This is a genomic window from Comamonas sediminis, assembly GCF_041107495.1.
In the GTDB taxonomy this organism is placed as follows: Bacteria; Pseudomonadota; Gammaproteobacteria; order Burkholderiales; family Burkholderiaceae_C; genus Comamonas; species Comamonas sediminis.
In genome coordinates this window covers 102,529-118,787 of the sequence record NZ_JBGBDC010000011.1, presented here as the reverse complement: position 1 = coordinate 118,787, position 16,259 = coordinate 102,529, and the positions used below count along the sequence as shown (strand labels likewise).

The 16,259-nt window shown below is 61.2% G+C and carries 14 protein-coding genes and 1 tRNA gene; 8 read left to right on the top strand and 7 right to left on the bottom strand.

The window, feature by feature from the left end; translation table 11 throughout:
• Window positions 1–54 precede the first annotated feature (54 nt).
• The gene (locus tag AB7A72_RS22060) at window positions 55–765 is read left to right on the top strand and encodes a retropepsin-like aspartic protease family protein (protein WP_369461183.1); all 711 of its coding nucleotides are present in this window, start codon (window positions 55–57) and stop codon (window positions 763–765) included.
• 96 nt (window positions 766–861) lie between these two features.
• Here the strand turns inward: AB7A72_RS22060 and plsY are convergent, their stop codons facing one another.
• The 3 genes from plsY to AB7A72_RS22045 all read right to left on the bottom strand — a co-directional run bounded on the left by plsY (window position 862) and on the right by AB7A72_RS22045 (window position 3,292).
• On the bottom strand, window positions 862–1,494 hold the full coding sequence (gene plsY / locus AB7A72_RS22055) for a glycerol-3-phosphate 1-O-acyltransferase PlsY (RefSeq protein WP_312835006.1): 633 nt from the start codon (window positions 1,492–1,494) through the stop codon (window positions 862–864).
• Window positions 1,495–1,562: 68 nt separating this feature from the next.
• Window positions 1,563–2,054, bottom strand: coding sequence for a Cys-tRNA(Pro) deacylase (ybaK, locus tag AB7A72_RS22050; protein ID WP_369461182.1), 492 nt, complete (start codon window positions 2,052–2,054; stop codon window positions 1,563–1,565).
• A gap of 176 nt (window positions 2,055–2,230) precedes the next feature.
• Window positions 2,231–3,292, bottom strand: a complete 1,062-nt coding sequence (locus AB7A72_RS22045; protein WP_369461181.1) for an aldo/keto reductase — start codon at window positions 3,290–3,292, stop codon at window positions 2,231–2,233.
• Between the two features lie 892 nt (window positions 3,293–4,184).
• Here AB7A72_RS22045 and AB7A72_RS22040 point away from each other — a divergent pair.
• The 7 genes from AB7A72_RS22040 (at window position 4,185) to AB7A72_RS22010 (ending at window position 11,887) form a co-directional block, all read left to right on the top strand.
• Window positions 4,185–4,856, top strand: coding sequence for an NUDIX hydrolase (locus tag AB7A72_RS22040; RefSeq protein ID WP_369461180.1), 672 nt, complete (start codon window positions 4,185–4,187; stop codon window positions 4,854–4,856).
• Between the two features lie 147 nt (window positions 4,857–5,003).
• Window positions 5,004–6,108, top strand: a protein-coding gene (prfB, locus tag AB7A72_RS22035) for a peptide chain release factor 2 (protein ID WP_239812294.1) whose coding sequence is annotated in 2 segments (ribosomal slippage) — window positions 5,004–5,084 and window positions 5,086–6,108 — 1,104 coding nt in all. Because the reading frame shifts where the segments join, the coding sequence is not laid out codon by codon here.
• A gap of 116 nt (window positions 6,109–6,224) precedes the next feature.
• Window positions 6,225–6,896: an HAD family hydrolase gene (locus tag AB7A72_RS22030; RefSeq protein ID WP_369461179.1), complete on the top strand. Its 672-nt coding sequence runs from the start codon at window positions 6,225–6,227 to the stop codon at window positions 6,894–6,896.
• On the top strand, window positions 6,886–9,612 hold the full coding sequence (gene pepN / locus AB7A72_RS22025; protein WP_369461178.1) for an aminopeptidase N: 2,727 nt from the start codon (window positions 6,886–6,888) through the stop codon (window positions 9,610–9,612). Before AB7A72_RS22030 ends, pepN begins: the two co-directional genes overlap by 11 nt.
• Window positions 9,612–10,712, top strand: a complete 1,101-nt coding sequence (locus tag AB7A72_RS22020) for a tetratricopeptide repeat protein (RefSeq protein WP_369461177.1) — start codon at window positions 9,612–9,614, stop codon at window positions 10,710–10,712. Before pepN ends, AB7A72_RS22020 begins: the two co-directional genes overlap by 1 nt.
• A 38-nt stretch (window positions 10,713–10,750) precedes the next feature.
• On the top strand, window positions 10,751–11,758 hold the full coding sequence (locus AB7A72_RS22015) for a class 1 fructose-bisphosphatase (RefSeq protein ID WP_312835011.1): 1,008 nt from the start codon (window positions 10,751–10,753) through the stop codon (window positions 11,756–11,758).
• A 53-nt stretch (window positions 11,759–11,811) separates the two neighbouring features.
• Window positions 11,812–11,887 (top strand) — tRNA-Thr (locus tag AB7A72_RS22010).
• 16 nt (window positions 11,888–11,903) lie between these two features.
• Here AB7A72_RS22010 and AB7A72_RS22005 read toward each other — a convergent pair.
• The 4 genes from AB7A72_RS22005 to AB7A72_RS21990 form a co-directional block, all read right to left on the bottom strand.
• Window positions 11,904–12,050, bottom strand: coding sequence for a hypothetical protein (locus AB7A72_RS22005; protein WP_369461176.1), 147 nt, complete (start codon window positions 12,048–12,050; stop codon window positions 11,904–11,906).
• 95 nt (window positions 12,051–12,145) lie between these two features.
• Window positions 12,146–14,617, bottom strand: coding sequence for a restriction endonuclease (locus AB7A72_RS22000; RefSeq protein ID WP_369461175.1), 2,472 nt, complete (start codon window positions 14,615–14,617; stop codon window positions 12,146–12,148).
• A complete protein-coding gene (locus AB7A72_RS21995) occupies window positions 14,559–15,167 on the bottom strand; it encodes a DEAD/DEAH box helicase family protein (RefSeq protein WP_369461174.1) in 609 nt (202 codons plus the stop codon). The genes AB7A72_RS22000 and AB7A72_RS21995 overlap by 59 nt, the downstream gene beginning before the upstream one ends.
• A complete protein-coding gene (locus tag AB7A72_RS21990) occupies window positions 15,164–16,246 on the bottom strand; it encodes a PDDEXK nuclease domain-containing protein (protein ID WP_369461173.1) in 1,083 nt (360 codons plus the stop codon). The genes AB7A72_RS21995 and AB7A72_RS21990 overlap by 4 nt, the downstream gene beginning before the upstream one ends.
• Between the last annotated feature and the right edge of the window lie 13 nt (window positions 16,247–16,259).

Below are 16,259 nucleotides of genomic sequence, written 5' to 3'. Positions count from 1 at the left end.
CATGGGCCTCGGCACTGCCCGAGCGCCTGCACCCATACCCCTGCCTCGCCACCTATGAAGCCTTTGTTCTCCCCAGCCCGCCCCGCGCCCGCCCGCCTGCACTGCTGGCTGCTGGCATGGGCCCTGTGTGGCAGCGCGAGCTGGGCAGCCCATGCCCAAGATGCGGCCGAAGGCCCCCGCTCAGTGGCGCTCGCCGGCATTCTGGGCGACAAGGCCTTGCTGGTCATCGATGGCCGGGCGCCCAAGGCAGTGGCTGCTGGCAGCAGCTACCAGCAGGTGCAGGTCCTCAAGGTCAACGATGGGCAGGCGCGGGTCAGCATTGCCGGCGTGGCCCATAACCTGCGCATGGGCGAGTCGCCGGTCAGCGTGGCCGATGCCGCGCTGCCCGTCAGCAACACCGGCCGCATTGTGTTGGCGGCCGATGCCAGCGGCCATTTCATGACGGCCGGCATGATCAACGGCAAGGCCACGCGTTTTCTGGTCGATACGGGGGCCACGACGGTCAGCCTGGGGATGAGCGAAGCGCTCAAGCTGGGCATTGACTACCGCAAGGGCCGTGCGGTGCGCATGGGCACTGCCAATGGCGTCAGCGACGGCTGGTATCTGCAGCTGAGCAGCGTGCGCATCTCCGATGTGGAACTGCGCAATGTGGATGCCGTGGTCACCTCCGCCAACATGCCCTATGTGCTGCTGGGCAACAGTTTTCTGAATGCCTTTGAGATGAAACGCGCCGGCCCGCAGATGACCTTGGACCGGATCAAATAGCGCCCGGCCGCGGCGCTGAACCTCGGCAAAACAAAAGGGCTGAACCCGCGATGGTGTTCAGCCCTCCTGCCGTCTGCCCGTGGGCAGCGCGTTGCATCACTTGGTTTTCTTCTGGCCCAGCTTGGATTCCTTGCCTTCCACCAGGCGCTGGATGTTGAGCTTGTGGCGGTAGACCAGCAAGGCCGACATGGCCAGAATCGCGACAAAGATCTCGGCATGAAAATCCCAGAGCTCACCACCGATGAGGATGTAGAACACGGGCGCCAGCACCGCCGCCACCAGCGACGACAGCGACGAATAACGCCAGATGGCGGCTACCGCCACCCAGGCCAGCAGGGTAAGCAAACCCAGCCAGCCGCTAAAACCCAGCAGCACGCCCAGTGCCGTTGCCACGCCCTTGCCGCCTTCAAACTTGAAGAACACCGGCCAGAGATGGCCCAGGAATGCCGCAATACCCACCAGCGCCATCGTGCCCTCTTCCAGGCCATAGGGTTTGCCAAACCAGGCCACCAGCGCGACGGGCAGCCAACCCTTGGCGGCATCCAGCAGCAAGGTCACGATGGCGGCCGCCTTGCTGCCCGAACGCAGCACATTGGTGGCGCCCGGGTTTTTGCTGCCATAGGTGCGCGGGTCACTCAGACCCATGCTGCGGCTGACGATCACCGCGAACGACAACGAACCGATGAGGTAGGCCAGGATGGTGGCCAGGATGGAATAAACGGTACTCAAATTGCTCCCCTTGCTCGCGCGCGCCGGTGGCGGGCGCCAAGCTGGTTGATGTCACTGAAATGCAGGCGTCATTCTGCCAGCGCGCATTGCACCGGCTGGGCGCCGAGCACTTCAACGCATGCTTTGGGGTCGATCTGCACCAAAAAACCACGCCGCCCGCCGTTGATGGCGATGCGCGGCAAGTCCAGAATCGTCTCTTGAATGTATACCGGCATCGCCTTGCGCAGCCCAAACGGCGAGGTACCGCCCACCAGGTAGCCGCTGTGGCGGCTGGCCACTTCGGGTGTGCAGGGCTCAATGCTCTTGGCGCCAATCTGGCGCGCCAGGCTCTTGGTCGACACCTTGCAGTCGCCATGCATCAGCACGATCAGCGGCTTGGCATCCTGGTTCTGCATCACCAGGGTCTTGACGACGACATGCTCATCGAGCCCCAACTGGCGGGCCGACTCGGACGTGCCGCCATGCTCCACATAGTCGTAGGGATGCTCGGTAAACGCCACCTTGTGCGCCTTCAAAAACTGGGTGGCCGGCGTTTCGCTGATATGGTTTTTTTTGCTCATAGCTCACTGGATGGCGGCAGGCGCCATTCAAAATCTGCCTCAATTGTCTCGAAAAAATGGGCGGGGCGCCGCCAAGCATAGCGGCCTTTGCAATGCCAAAGGCCCTGGTTTGCACCAGGGCCTGCGGGTCACTGCCGTTACCAGTCCGTCAATCGCCCGGTAACGGACGGCGAAGCTTATTGCGCCGGATCGCCCAGCGCCCAGCGCAGCGCGTCGATTTCTTGCAGCAAGGCCTCGGACAGTTGCGTGCCCCAGACATTGAGGTCTTCGTCCAGCTGCTCCATGGTGCGCACACCGATGATGGTGCTGCCTACCTGCCATTTGCTATAGCAAAACGCCAGCGCCAAGGCGGTGGGGGTCAGGCCATGGTCGCGCGCCAGCTGGTTGTAGCGCCTGGCCGCTTCCAGCGCCTCAGGGCGGCCCCAGCGCTGCTTGCGCACCGATTCATAGCTGGCAATGCGTGCTCCCTGCGGCGCCTGCGGGCCGGTGATGCCGCTGTCGTCGTATTTGCCCGTCAGCAGGCCAAAGGCCAGCGGCGAATACGCCAGCAGCGACACGCCCAGGCGGTCGCAGGTCTCATCCAGGCCGTTCTCCCAGCTGCGGTTGATCAGGCAGTACGGGTTTTGAACGCTGGCCACGCGCGGCAGGCCATGCTGCTCGGCCAGGCGTACAAACTCGTGCACGCCGTAGGGCGTTTCGTTGGACAGGCCAATGTGGCGGATCTTGCCCGCCTTGACCAGCCCGGCCAGCGCCTGCAGCTGTTCACCAATCGTCGTCTCGCTGGTTTCCTTCTTCGGGTCGTAGTACAGATTGCCGAAGGCGGGCACATGGCGCTCGGGCCAGTGGATCTGGTAGAGGTCGATCACATCGGTCTGCAGGCGGCGCAGGCTGGCGTCACAGGAGGCCACGATGTCCGCCGCCGTCATGCCCTTGCCCTCACGCACCCAAGGCATGCCGCGCGACGGGCCGGCCACCTTGCTGGCCAGCACCACCTTGTCACGCAGGCCCGGGTTGGCCTTGAACCAGTTGCCGATGATGGTCTCGGTGGCGCCATAGGTTTCGGCGCGGGCGGGCACCGCGTACATCTCTGCCGTGTCCCAGAAATACACGCCGCGCTCCAGCGAGTGGCTGAGCATCGCATGGGCATCGCTCTCGCTGACTTGCTCGCCAAACGTCATCGTGCCCAGGCAAATGGGCGAAACCTTCAAATCACTGCGGCCAAGGAGGATGTCTTGCATAAGAAAAATTCGGCGAAGTCGGTCAAAAAACCAAGTGTAAAAGCATTTTTTGACACCTTGCTGGCCATGGCCACCATCTGAGACGGCTCTGGGGCCCGCGACCGCTGACGACACCCACACCATGCAGCGCCTTGCAACCGCCCCTACCGCTGTCAAGTGCCATTCAGCCGTCTTTTGATCTACATCAGTCGCCAAACGCCCGTAAGTTCTATAGAAGCTTCACCTTTTACCATTTATAAAAAACTATCGAAACCATTGCTTCGTTCAATACAGATACCGAGACAGCCCCATGATGTTCCAGCCGCCCAATCACCACAGCCACCCTCCGCCATTCCCCCGCCCGGACAAGCCGCGTGAGCCTAGGCCCCAAATCGGCAAGACCCTGCCCACGCGGTGCACCGAAGTCCACTGCTCGCAGTGCGCTGACCATGGCAGACAAGCACGGGCCTTCAGCGGCATGGGGCCGGGGCATCACGACAAAGATCCACTCACTGCGCAACCTTCCCTTCAGGGTATCGTCCATTGCATGCTTTGCGATACCAGCGGACACGGCCATGGCACCGTCCGGCTCATATTTGAACCGCAAGGCCCCCTCCACTTCCGGCCCGGCCAGACTCTGCGGGTGCTGCTGCCAGGGGGGTGTGGCCCCGAGATTCTGATTACCTCTCTCCCCAGCAATGCCAGCGTCCTGCACGGCAAGCTGCTGCTGGCAACGGGCGAACCGCTGCCGGCACAATTTGGCCCTGATGCGGCTTTTGGGTGGATGTTCCAGGTCTGCCTGCGCCACAAGACCCACCCTAATTGATCCGGCCCCATCAGCCGCCACGGCAACGGCGACTGTCTCGCCGGCGCCCCCAGGCTCGCCGGGCCGCTTCTACAATGCAGCAGCCCTATGAACAACGCCCTAGCCCTGAGCGACGCCCTGCGTTCGCGCATCCACCACAGCCTGCAGCATTTTGAGGTGCAGCGCATGGGCGGTGGCGGCCAGGCGCAGGCAGCGGTCGCGCTGGTGCTGCTGGACGAAGGCCCAGGCGCCGGGCTCGAAGGCATGCAGCGCCCCGCCCAGTGGAGCAATGAGGCCGCGCTGCTGCTGACCCGCCGCGCCTTGCACTTGCGCAACCACCCAGGCCAATGGGCGCTGCCCGGAGGCCGCATCGAGACCGGCGAGACTGCCGCGCAAGCCGCGTTGCGCGAGTTGCATGAAGAAGCAGGCCTGCTGCTGCCGCCCAGCCAGGTGCTCGGGTGCCTCGATGATTACGCCACGCGTTCGGGCTTTGTCATCACCCCGGTGGTGGTGTGGGCCGGCGCCACCGCCCAGCTCCAGCCCAACCCCGATGAAGTGGCCAGCGTGCACCGCATCCCGCTGACCGAGCTGCTGCGCAGCGATGCGCCCATGCTGGAGCAGACCGATGCCTCGCCGCACCCGGTATTGCGCATGCCGATGGGCAAGAGCTGGGTGGCTGCGCCCACGGCCGCATTCTTGTACCAGTTTCGTGAGGTGTGCCTGCGCGCCCAGCCCACCCGGGTGGCGCATTTTGACCAGCCCCGGTTTGCCTGGAAGTGAGCCCCGCCACGACCGCCGCCGCAAACGCCGCGCAGCGGGAGCAAAAACATTATTTATCAAGCATATGCCCTAAAGCACCACTGGCCGGCCAAGCCCTGCCAGCATGCGACAATAGCAGGCTAGACCGCAATAATAGGACACAGTGACATGGAAGCAGAACGCATCAACCAAATCGGCAACACCCTCGAAGACCTGTCCAGCCGGACAGAAGAGCTTCGGAGGTATCTTTGACTACGATGCAAAGTACGAACGACTGCGCACGGTAAACGCCTCGCTGGAAGACCCCAGCGTCTGGAACGACCCCAAGAAGGCCCAGGAGCTGGGCAAGGAAAAGAAGGCACTCGACTCCGTCGTGCTGACCTTGCAGAAGCTGACCAGTGAGCTGGCGGACAACACCGAGCTCTTTGAGATGAGCAAGGAAGAAGGCGATGACGCCGGGCTGGAAACCATCGAAGCCGAGGCTGCCAAGCTGCGCCCGCTGATCGAGGAGCTCGAATTCCGCCGCATGTTCCGCAACGAGGCCGACCCACTCAACTGCTTTATCGACATCCAGGCCGGCGCCGGTGGCACTGAGGCTTGCGACTGGGCCAGCATGCTGCTGCGCCAGTACCTCAAGTACGCCGAGCGCAAGGGCTTCAAGGCCACCGTCGAAGAAGAAACCCCGGGCGACGTCGCCGGCATCAAGAGCGCCACGATCAAGGTCGAGGGCGAGTACGCCTTTGGCCTGCTGCGCACCGAAACCGGTGTGCACCGCCTGGTGCGCAAGAGCCCGTTTGATTCGTCGGGCGGCCGCCACACCAGCTTCTCGTCGCTGTTTGTCTACCCCGAGATTGATGACTCCATCGAGATCAACATCAACCCCTCGGATGTGCGTACCGACACCTACCGTGCCTCCGGCGCGGGTGGCCAGCACATCAACAAGACCGACTCGGCCGTGCGCCTGACCCACATCCCGACCGGCATCGTCGTGCAGTGCCAGGATGGCCGTAGCCAGCACAGCAACCGCGATGTGGCCTGGCAGCGCCTGCGCTCCAAGCTCTATGACTTTGAAATGCGCAAGCGTATGGAAGAGCAGCAAAAGCTGGAAGACACCAAGACCGATGTGGGCTGGGGCCACCAGATCCGCAGCTACGTGCTGGACAACAGCCGTATCAAGGACCTGCGCACCAACGTCGAAGTCTCCGCCACCCAAAAGGTGCTGGACGGCGACCTGGACGTGTTCATCGAAGCCTCGCTCAAGCAAGGCGTTTAAAAAAACCTGTGGCCCACCTTATGCAGCGCGCCCTCCCCGCCGCGCATGCGGTGCGCCACAGCCCCTCTATCGATCGGCTGGGCCTCCCAGCCGATACGGACCTGAAGACAAGCCCAATGCCCGCGATCGAAGCGCTGATTTTTGACATGGACGGCACCATGGTCCACTCGATGCCCTGGCACACGCAGGCCTGGGTGGAATACGCACGCCGCCACGCCATGGATCTGGATGTGCCCGCCTTCATGGCGCAGACCACTGGCAAGAACGCCTTTGAATGCGCCTGCGCGCTGATGGGCCGCAGGGTGAGCGCCGAAGAGAGCGAGCGCATCACCGCAGAGAAGGAAGGCATTTACCGCGAGCTGTTTGCCGCCCACTTCTGCGCGGTCGATGGCTTTGCGCGCTTTCATGCCCAGGCGCGAGACATGGGCCTCAAAGTGGCCATTGGCACCGCAGGCGACCAGGACAATGTACGCTTTGTGCTGGACAACCTGCAGATGCAGCCCCCGGCCCAGGCGATTGCGCGTGGCGACGAGGGCCTGCCCGGCAAGCCCCACCCCGATATTTTTCTGAAGGCGGCCGAACGCCTGGCGATAGACCCGGCCGCCTGCATCGTGTTTGAAGATGCGCCGCACGGCATTGAAGCGGCACGGCGCGCCGGCATGCGTGCGGTGGGCATTGGCACCACGCACGATGCACAGCAACTCAGCGGCCCCCATGTATTGGCATGGGCGCCCGATTTCTCGACCCTGCTCAACAACCAATTTTTGGAGAAGCTCCATGATGCGTGAAGGACAAGCACACACCGTGTACCGCGCCGACTACCAGGCCCCGGCATGGTGGATTGATACGGTCGATCTGACTTTTGACCTGGACCCGGCCAAGACGCGCGTGCTCAACAAGATGCGCATTCGCCGCAACCCCGATGTGCCAGCGCAGCCGCTGCACCTCAATGGCGACGAGCTGAACCTGGCCCGCGTGATGGTCAATGGCGCGGCCTCCTCGTTCAAGATGGACGGCTCGGACCTGGTGCTGGAGAACCTGCCCGAGGGCAGCGACCCAGTGGATCTGGAGATCTTCACCACCTGCATGCCCGAGAAGAACACCAAGCTGATGGGCTTGTACACCAGCAATGGCTCGTTTTTCACGCAGTGCGAGGCCGAAGGCTTTCGCCGCATCACCTATTTTCTGGACCGTCCCGATGTGATGGCCATGTACACCGTGACCTTGCGCGCCAACAAGGCCCAGTTCCCGGTGCTGCTGTCCAACGGCAACCTGGTCGAGCAAGGCGATCTGCCCGACGGCCGCCACTTTGCCAAGTGGGTCGATCCGCACAAAAAGCCCTGCTACCTGTTTGCGCTCGTGGCCGGCAACCTCGTCGCCCGCGAGCAGAAGATCAAGAGCCGCGCTGGCAACGAACACCTGCTGCAGGTCTTTGTGCGCCCCGGCGACCTGGAGAAGACCGAGCACGCGATGAACTCGCTGATGGCCTCGATCGCCTGGGACGAAGCCCGCTTTGGCCTGAGCCTGGATCTGGACCGCTTCATGATCGTCGCCACCAGCGACTTCAACATGGGCGCAATGGAGAACAAGGGCTTGAACATCTTCAACACCAAGTACGTGCTGGCCAGCCAGGCCACCGCGACCGATGCCGACTACGCCAATATCGAGTCGGTGGTGGGCCACGAGTACTTCCACAACTGGACGGGTGACCGCGTCACCTGCCGCGACTGGTTCCAGCTCTCGCTCAAGGAAGGCCTGACCGTCTTCCGCGACCAGGAATTCAGCATGGACATGGCTGGCAGCGCCTCGGCGCGCGCCGTCAAGCGCATCGACGATGTACGCGTGCTGCGCACTGTGCAGTTCCCCGAGGACGCAGGCCCCATGGCCCACCCCGTGCGCCCGGACAGCTACCTCGAAATCAACAACTTCTACACCGTCACCATTTACGAGAAGGGCTCGGAAGTGGTGCGCATGCAGTCCACCCTGGTGGGCCGCGAAGGCTTTGCCAAGGGCATGAAGCTCTACTTCGAGCGCCATGACGGCCAGGCCGTGACCTGCGACGACTTTGCCCAGGCCATTGCCGATGCCAACCCCGGCTCGCCACTGGCCCAGCACCTGCCGCAGTTCAAGCGCTGGTACAGCCAGTCCGGCACGCCCCGCGTGGCCGCGCAAGGTGTGTACGACGCAGAAGCGCAGACCTACACCCTGACGCTGACCCAGTCCTGCCCGCCCACCCCGGGCCAGCCTGGCAAGGAGCCGTTTGTGATCCCCATCACGCTGGGCCTGCTGGCAGCCGATGGCCGCAGCCTGCCGCTGAACATCCGCCCCAGCCAGGCGCTCAGCAGCATCGCCCACAGCGCCACCAACCACACCGTGGTGCTGACCGAGGAATCGCACACCATCGTCTTTGACGGTGTCGAGCAAGCCCCTGCCCCATCGCTGCTGCGCAACTTCAGCGCCCCGGTGGTGCTGCAGATCGAAGAGAGCGACGATGCCCTCCTCCACCTGCTGGCCCACGATGAAGACGCCTTCAACCGCTGGGAGGCCGGCCAACGCCTGGGCCTGCGCTTTGCGCTGCAAGCCATTGCTGCGCGCAGCGCCGCTGGCGCCGATGCCGCTGCGCCGCAAGCCAATCTGCTGCCCGCATCGTTTGTGCAGGCCATGCGCGACGTGCTGCGCGATCCGCAGCTCGACGCCGCCTTCAAGGACCTGGCGCTGACCCTGCCCTCCGAAGGCTATATCACCGAGCAACTCGACCAGGTCGACCCGCAGACCGTGCACGCGGTGCGCGAAGCCATGCGCCAGCAACTGGCCACCGAGCTGGCTGCCGACTGGGCCTGGGCCTACGACGAATGCAGCCACACCGGCGCCTATGTGCCCGATGCGGTGAGCGCCGGCAAGCGCGCACTGGCCGGCCACGCGCTGCTGATGCTCTGCGTGGCCGCGCGTGAATCGGGTGACAAGGTCTGGCCTGGCAAGACCCTGCAGCGCTACAAGGACGCAGGCAACATGACCGACCGCTACAACGCCTTGAGCGCGCTGGTGGTGAGCGGCAGCCCGCTGGCTGAGTCTGCCATCCAGAGCTTCCACCAGATGTTCAAGAACGACGAGCTGGTGCTGGACAAGTGGTTTGCGCTGCAAGCGAGCGCACCGGACCTGAACGGCAGCGCCCTGCCCGCCGTGCGCACGCTGATGAAGCAGCCCGACTTCAACATCAAGAACCCCAACCGCGCCCGCAGCGTGATCTTCAGCTACTGCAACGGCAACCCCGGTGGCTTCCACCGCGCCGATGGTGCTGGCTACGCGTTCTGGGCCGAGCAGGTGGTGGCGTTGGACGCCTTCAACCCGCAAGTGGCTGCCCGCCTGGCCCGGGCGCTGGACCGCTGGAAGAAGCTGCCCGAGCCCTACCGCAGCGCAGCAGGCGACGCGATTGCCAAGGTCGCCGCCAAGCCCAAGCTCAGCAACGATGTGCGCGAAGTAATCACGCGCGCAATGGCGGACTGATGCGCCAAGGCATGCGCCAACAGCTGCTGGCCCAGGGCATCGCTGCCCTGGCCAGCCTGGCTGCAGCCATGCCTTTGCTGGCCACCGCACAAACCGGCGGCAACGCCAATGCGGTAGCCACATCCCCGGCCGAAGCGGCGCTGCCCACCACGGGCAACAACAATTTTGAAAAGCGCTTTGCGCCGCTCTACGCAGCGGTGTTTACCGAAGGCGGGCGCTTCAGCGGCAGTGCGATGAGCGCTGATTTGCAGGCGCTCGAACCGATACTCAAGCGCACCAGGGCGCCGGCGCTGGATTTTTTCCGGCTGTACTACACCCAGGCCACCCTGTTCAGCCGCCGTGGCATGCCGTCTGAGGCGGGCCTGGCAGCGCAGAAGGCCATCACGGCGATGCCCAAGCCCAGCGATCCGCAATGGGCCTACCCGCATCTGGAGCTGAGCATTGCCAGCGTCCGCTGGTTGGCAGAAGGCGGGCGCTATGAGGCGGCGCTGAAACAGGTGCAGACCCTGGCCGTGCGCTACCCGCTGCAACAGGTGGCCCAGCTGCCCACGCAGATGCGCTGGGACAACAGCACCCCCACCCCGCAGCCGCCCGACTTCCCCACGCAGCTGCAGGTGCTGGGCATCTACGAAGACCTGGGCTATGTGCTGCACGAGCAAGGCCAGTACCGCCAGGCGCTGCAAGCCAACCAGCGGCTGCTGCCCGTGGCGCGCGAGCGCCTGCAAGCGATGGGCGAGACCCCGCGCCTGCGCGGCCTGCTGGCCAACCTGGCGCAGAACAGCTACATGCTCGGCCAGGTGGATGCCGCCCGCAACTACCTGCAAGAGCGCCTGCAGATCGCCCTAGGCGCTGGCGACCACGCCACCGTGTACGACAGCTACTTTCAGCTGATGGTGCTGGCCCATGAACAAAATGACCCGCAGCAAGCGCGGCAGTGGCTCAGCACCTATGCGCAATATGCCCGCGCCCAGGGGCACAGCGACCAACTGGCCCGCGCCCAACAGCTGCGCGACGAGCTGAACGGCCGCGAAGCAGCGCCCCCGCCGCAACAGCCGGCCCAACCGCCCGCCCCACAGCCAGCGCGCCAGCCCAAGCGCTGAGCCGACCCCGATTGACCAAGTTTGAAGGAGTTCCACCCATGAAGAAAAACATCACCCTCAGCCGCTACCTTGTCGAGCAGCAACGCGTAGACGGCCTCATCCCCGCCCAGCTGCGCCTGCTGATCGAAGTGGTGGCCCGCGCCTGCAAGCGCATCAGCCACAGCGTCAACAAAGGCGCGCTGGGCGATGTGCTGGGCACCGCCGGTAGCGAGAACGTGCAAGGCGAAGTGCAGAAGAAGCTGGACATCATCGCCAACGAAGTGCTGATCGAAGCCAATGAATGGGGTGGCCACCTGGCCGCCATGGCCTCCGAAGAGATGGACAGCATCTACCTGGTGCCCAACCGCTACCCGCAGGGTGAATACCTGCTGATGTTTGACCCGCTCGACGGCTCGTCCAACATCGATGTGAACGTGTCCATCGGCACCATTTTCAGCGTGCTCAAAAAGCCCGAAGGCCACCCTGGCGTGACCGAAGACGACTTCCTGCAGGCAGGCGCCCAGCAAGTGGCCGCCGGCTACTGCGTCTACGGCCCACAAACCACCTTGGTGCTGACCTTTGGCGACGGCGTCGCCATGTTCACACTGGACCGCGAGCAAGGCAGCTTTGTGCTGACCCAAGAGAACGTGCGCATTCCTGAAGACACCAAAGAATTCGCGATCAACATGAGCAACATGCGCCACTGGGATGCCCCCGTCAAGCGCTATGTGGACGAATGCCTGGCCGGTGTGGAAGGCCCACGCAACAAGGACTTCAACATGCGCTGGATCGCCTCGATGGTCGCCGACGTACACCGCATCCTCACCCGTGGCGGCGTCTTCATGTACCCCTGGGACAAGCGCGAACCCAACAAGCCCGGCAAGCTGCGCCTGATGTACGAAGCCAACCCCATGAGCTGGCTGGTAGAACAAGCCGGCGGCGCCGCCACCAACGGCCGCGAACGCATCCTCGACATCCAACCCACCAAGCTGCACGAGCGCGTCAGCGTGGTCCTGGGCTCGAAGAACGAGGTCGAGCGCATCACCCGCTACCACCTGGAAGCATAAATTCCGCAATTTGGTCCGAGAGCCAAAATTTCACGCTATAATTTCTCTCTAACGCCGGTGTAGCTCAGTCGGTAGAGCAGCTCATTCGTAATGAGAAGGTCGGGTGTTCGATTCATCTCTCCGGCACCAAGAAAGAAAGACCCCGCTATTTAATAAATAGCGGGGTTTTTGCTTTTTCTACTATGTCGCCATCGATCATGGTCGCGCGCCGTTCTGGCAAGAAAATCCGGACATTGGGCTTGAATGTCTTCAAAATCACCGGAGAATTTAAATCATCTGCTGATGATGTCATTCGATGGCTCCGCATAGTTGAACTTTATTGGAAGCCTTCAGTGAACACCTTGATTAAGAGGTGAGAGATTGCCACAGGGGCAAACCTCTCACCGCTTACGCGACTAACTCCATCAATTTCTCATACCCGTCGACTACATCGTATTTGACTTGGTCTGACGTGATTGCTTCGAAGAACTTGCGAGCACACTCGATCTTACTTTCCTCGATTTTTCGCAAGTCCATGCTGGACATCGACCCCTTGGTTTCAGCGACGAAGTAGACATGCTTGACCTTCCCCTCCTGGAATGCAATGGCCCAGTCCGGGTTGTAGTTGCCCACCGGCGTTGGAATGAAGAATCCGCGCGGCAGCTTGGCATACACCACCACTTCTGTGCTGGCATCCAACTCGCGCACAAAGTCGCGTTCGTTTTTTGAGTCCGTGAAGACGTAGTCGTAGATGTGGTGGTTGACCTTCACCGCCTTGCTGAAATCTTCCTTCTGCTTGTCTTGAGTGAAGATGTTCATGGTGTGCGTTTCACCCGTGGGGTCGTAGGCGATGTGCTCCACGATCACCGTTGCCTTCTGCTCGTTGATAAGGCGCGCGGCCTTGCGCATGAAGTCTTCGGGGTTGGTGCGGTACTGGCTAAACACGGCCTTGTTAATGCCTTGCAAGATGCTTGCAACCGTGGCACGCGTCAATTGCGTCTCTTCAGCCAAGTGGCCAATCAGGTCGTACTTGACGGCGGAGTGCGCTGATGCACGGTGGTAGTCAGTCGAGGACTCAGTTACCTTGAAAGACTCGCCTTGGCGAATGGCGTCAAAGGTCGCTGTGTCGGCCTGCTCACCTGCAACCACCGTGTACTGCATTGGGCTGACTTTCAGCTCGGCCTCCAAGGCCTTAACGCACTTAGCCACCAGCTCAGGCGTCTCGAATTCCACCGTGTACGCGGCCTTGCGGTTGATGCGATTCCATAGCGCCTTGAACTCGGCTTTCTTAAAATTGCTGTTCAGCGGATTGGTCTTGGCTTTGCGGTCGTCCTCCGGCAATGGCAACTTCGCATCGCTGAACACGGTGTCGATCAGCGTAAATACGGACTCGGCATGGTCTGCCAACTCAGGCGGCAATGCGGCAAGCGTCCCTTGCTTCTTCGCCTCATGGTATGCATCCGCAATGCCATCCTTGTCGTCGATGTAGTCGTTTTTAAGCAGGTACTTGTATATCTGCTTGGCCAGTTGCGGGGTGACCTCCACATCGCCAGCCGCCGTTTTGAGTACCTTGCCAGTGAAGTAGGACGCATCGGCCACCCGTGGGCGCTCCGACAAACCTCCGCTCATATCTCGCTGCAAGGCGGTTACGAAGTCCTTGTAGCTTTCGCTGGCCACCACTGTCAGCACGTTGACCTGGTGCACGGTGGCGGGGGCGTCCATGCGGTCACCATGCTGATTGACTGATAAGCGCAACCCGCGCCCCACCTCCTGCCGTCGACTGATAGTGTTATCGCTGTGCTTCAACGTACAAATCACAAAGACATTGGGATTGTCCCAACCTTCGCGCAAAGCAGAGTGAGAGAAGATGAAGCGCACCGGCTCTTCAAATTTGAGCAGCTGTTCCTTCTTGCGCAAAATCAGGTCATACGCATCCACGTCGTCGGTTTCCGTGGACTTTTTACCCGTCACTGGGTCCACCATACGCTTGCTCTTCTTGTCAATAGAGAAGTAGCCTTCATGCGTGCGCCCGGTGGAAATACCTTTGAGATAGCGGTTATAGGGAGTGTCTTCCAAAGTCATCACTTCGGCCAACTGATGGTTGTACTCTTCCTCAAACATCTGAGCGTACTCGCCATTGCGCTCGCCTGCTTCGTCGTAGCTACGGTATTTGCTGACGGCATCAATGAAGAACAGCGACAGCACCTTGACGCCCTGCGCAAATAGGGCTTGCTCTTTCTCGAAGTGGGCCTTGACGGCCTCACGAATCTGGATGCGGCGCAATGCGGATTCGCTGACATCACCCGTAGCTTCGCCTGCTACCAGCTCGTGGCCATTGGTAAAGCTCACGGTGTTGGTCAACGCGTTGATGTCGGCCACCACGAAACCCCGGTACTGCTCCAAGCCATTGGACAGATCGAACAGATTGTCGTTGCGCGATAGCTTACGCAGCACGCGTTTAATCCCGCTGCTCTGCTTGATCTCCAGCTCCACCCGCGCCACCGGGGCGCTGGTGGACACCTCAATCGACTCCAAGTACAGATAAGCATTGGTGCCCGTGAGGCCCTTGACCGATATACCTCGCACCGCGATTTTCTTGACCAACTTCTGGTTGTACGCGTCCAGCGCATCCAGCCGGTGAATCTTGTTATGGGCCGTCTTATGCGTGGCCGAATAGCGCAGCACTGCCAAAGGCTTGAAGTTTGCCAGCGAGTCCAGCGTCTTGCCACCTTCCATTTTCTGCGGCTCATCCAAAAACAGGATGGGCCGGTTAGCACTGATCACGTCAATGGGCCTGCGGGACTGGAAGTCATCCAGTTCCTCATAAATTCGACGCGCATCCTTTCCCGTGGCATTGAATGCTTGCACATTGATGACCATGGATATTGATGCCCGCATCGCTCGCAAAACTTTCCAGGTTGTGCAGCTGTTTGGAGTTGTAGATGAAAAAGCGGGCGCGCTTCTTGTAGTCGTCCTGGAAATGTTCTGCTGTGATCTCCAGCGACTTGAACACGCCCTCACGAATGGCAATGCTGGGCACCACCACAATGAACTTACTCCACCCATAACGGGCGTTCAACTCGAACATGGTTTTGACATAGCAATACGTCTTACCCGTGCCAGTCTCCATCTCCACATCCAAATTGATGTCACACACCTTGGTTTTGACCAGGGCGGCAGACTGCGGGAGGTTTTGCCTGCGTTGCACCGCGTGGATGTTTTCCAGCAGCTGCCCGGGAGTCAACGCCAGATCTGCATTTTTAAATCCGGATGACTCCAATACCGCTGTCACTTGGCCGCTGGCATCCACCGCACGGCCTGGGTCAATGCGGTAGTTCAGCCCTTCGCGCTTGGGCTGTCCGGCAAAGCAATCCGCCACGGCCTCAACGGCATTGGTCTGGTAGGCCTGTTTCTTAAATTTGAGCTTCATTGCGCTGCCTCCCAAGCCTTCTCAGCTTCTTGAATTTTCTGCCGCAACTCTTCCTTCGAAGGCAAGTACAACTGGTACTGCGCGGCGTAGATGTTGCTGCTCTGGGGCAGGGTGAGCTCCACCAACGCATCGTTCTTGTCATAGCACAGCAAGATGCCCACGGTGGGCGCTTCTTCAGCAGTTTTGACGTGCCGGTCGAAGTAGTTCACGTACATTTGCATCTGACCCAGGTCCTGGTGTGTCAGCTGGCCGATTTTCAGGTCGATCACCACATAGCACCGCAGCAGGCGGTTGTAGAACACCAAGTCCACATAGAAGTGGTTGTCGTCGAAGGTGAAGCGCTTCTGCCGGGCCTCAAAAAGGAAGCCTTTGCCCAGCTCCAACAAGAAATGCTCCAGCTTGTCGATGATGGCCAGTTCTAGCTGGTGCTCTGAGTAGGAAGGGTGATCTGGCAAGTCCAAAAACTCCAACACATAGGGGTTTTTGATCACATCCGCAGGTTTGGCCAGCATCTGTCCTACTTGGGCCAGGGCTCTCACTTCATCCTTGCTGCGGCTCAACGCCAGGCGCTCAAACAAGCCGCTGGCAATCTGCCGCTTCAGCTCACGCACGCCCCAACTCCCTTGCTGCGCTTCCACCTCGTAGAAGCTACGGGCCTGTAAATTGCTCACCGAGAGCAAAACCACATAGTGCGACCAACCCAAACTCAGTTGGGCTTTCAGCGCGTTCAGGTCCGGAGGCCAGGTAGCAGCGGCCAAAGATTCAACAGACGCCGTCTGTTGAATCTTCTGGAACGCCTCATAGAAGCTGCGGCACAAGCGCAGATTGGTTGGAGACACGCCTTTGATGCCATGGCTGGTCAACGCTGCGGACAACTTGTCCACCAGGTTCTTGCCATACACCTCTTGCCGTTTAGCTGAGGCGTTCTCAAATTCCACCAAGTGCCAGCCAAAAAGCCAATTGCGCAGCACCAAGGCGGTGTCCACCGAACGCGCAGCCTGCGATTGCATCTGCTGGTGTGTGGCGCTGAGTGCCTGCACCAAGGCAGAGAAGTCTGTGCCCAAAGGTTTTAAATCCATTGTGTGCAGGCCC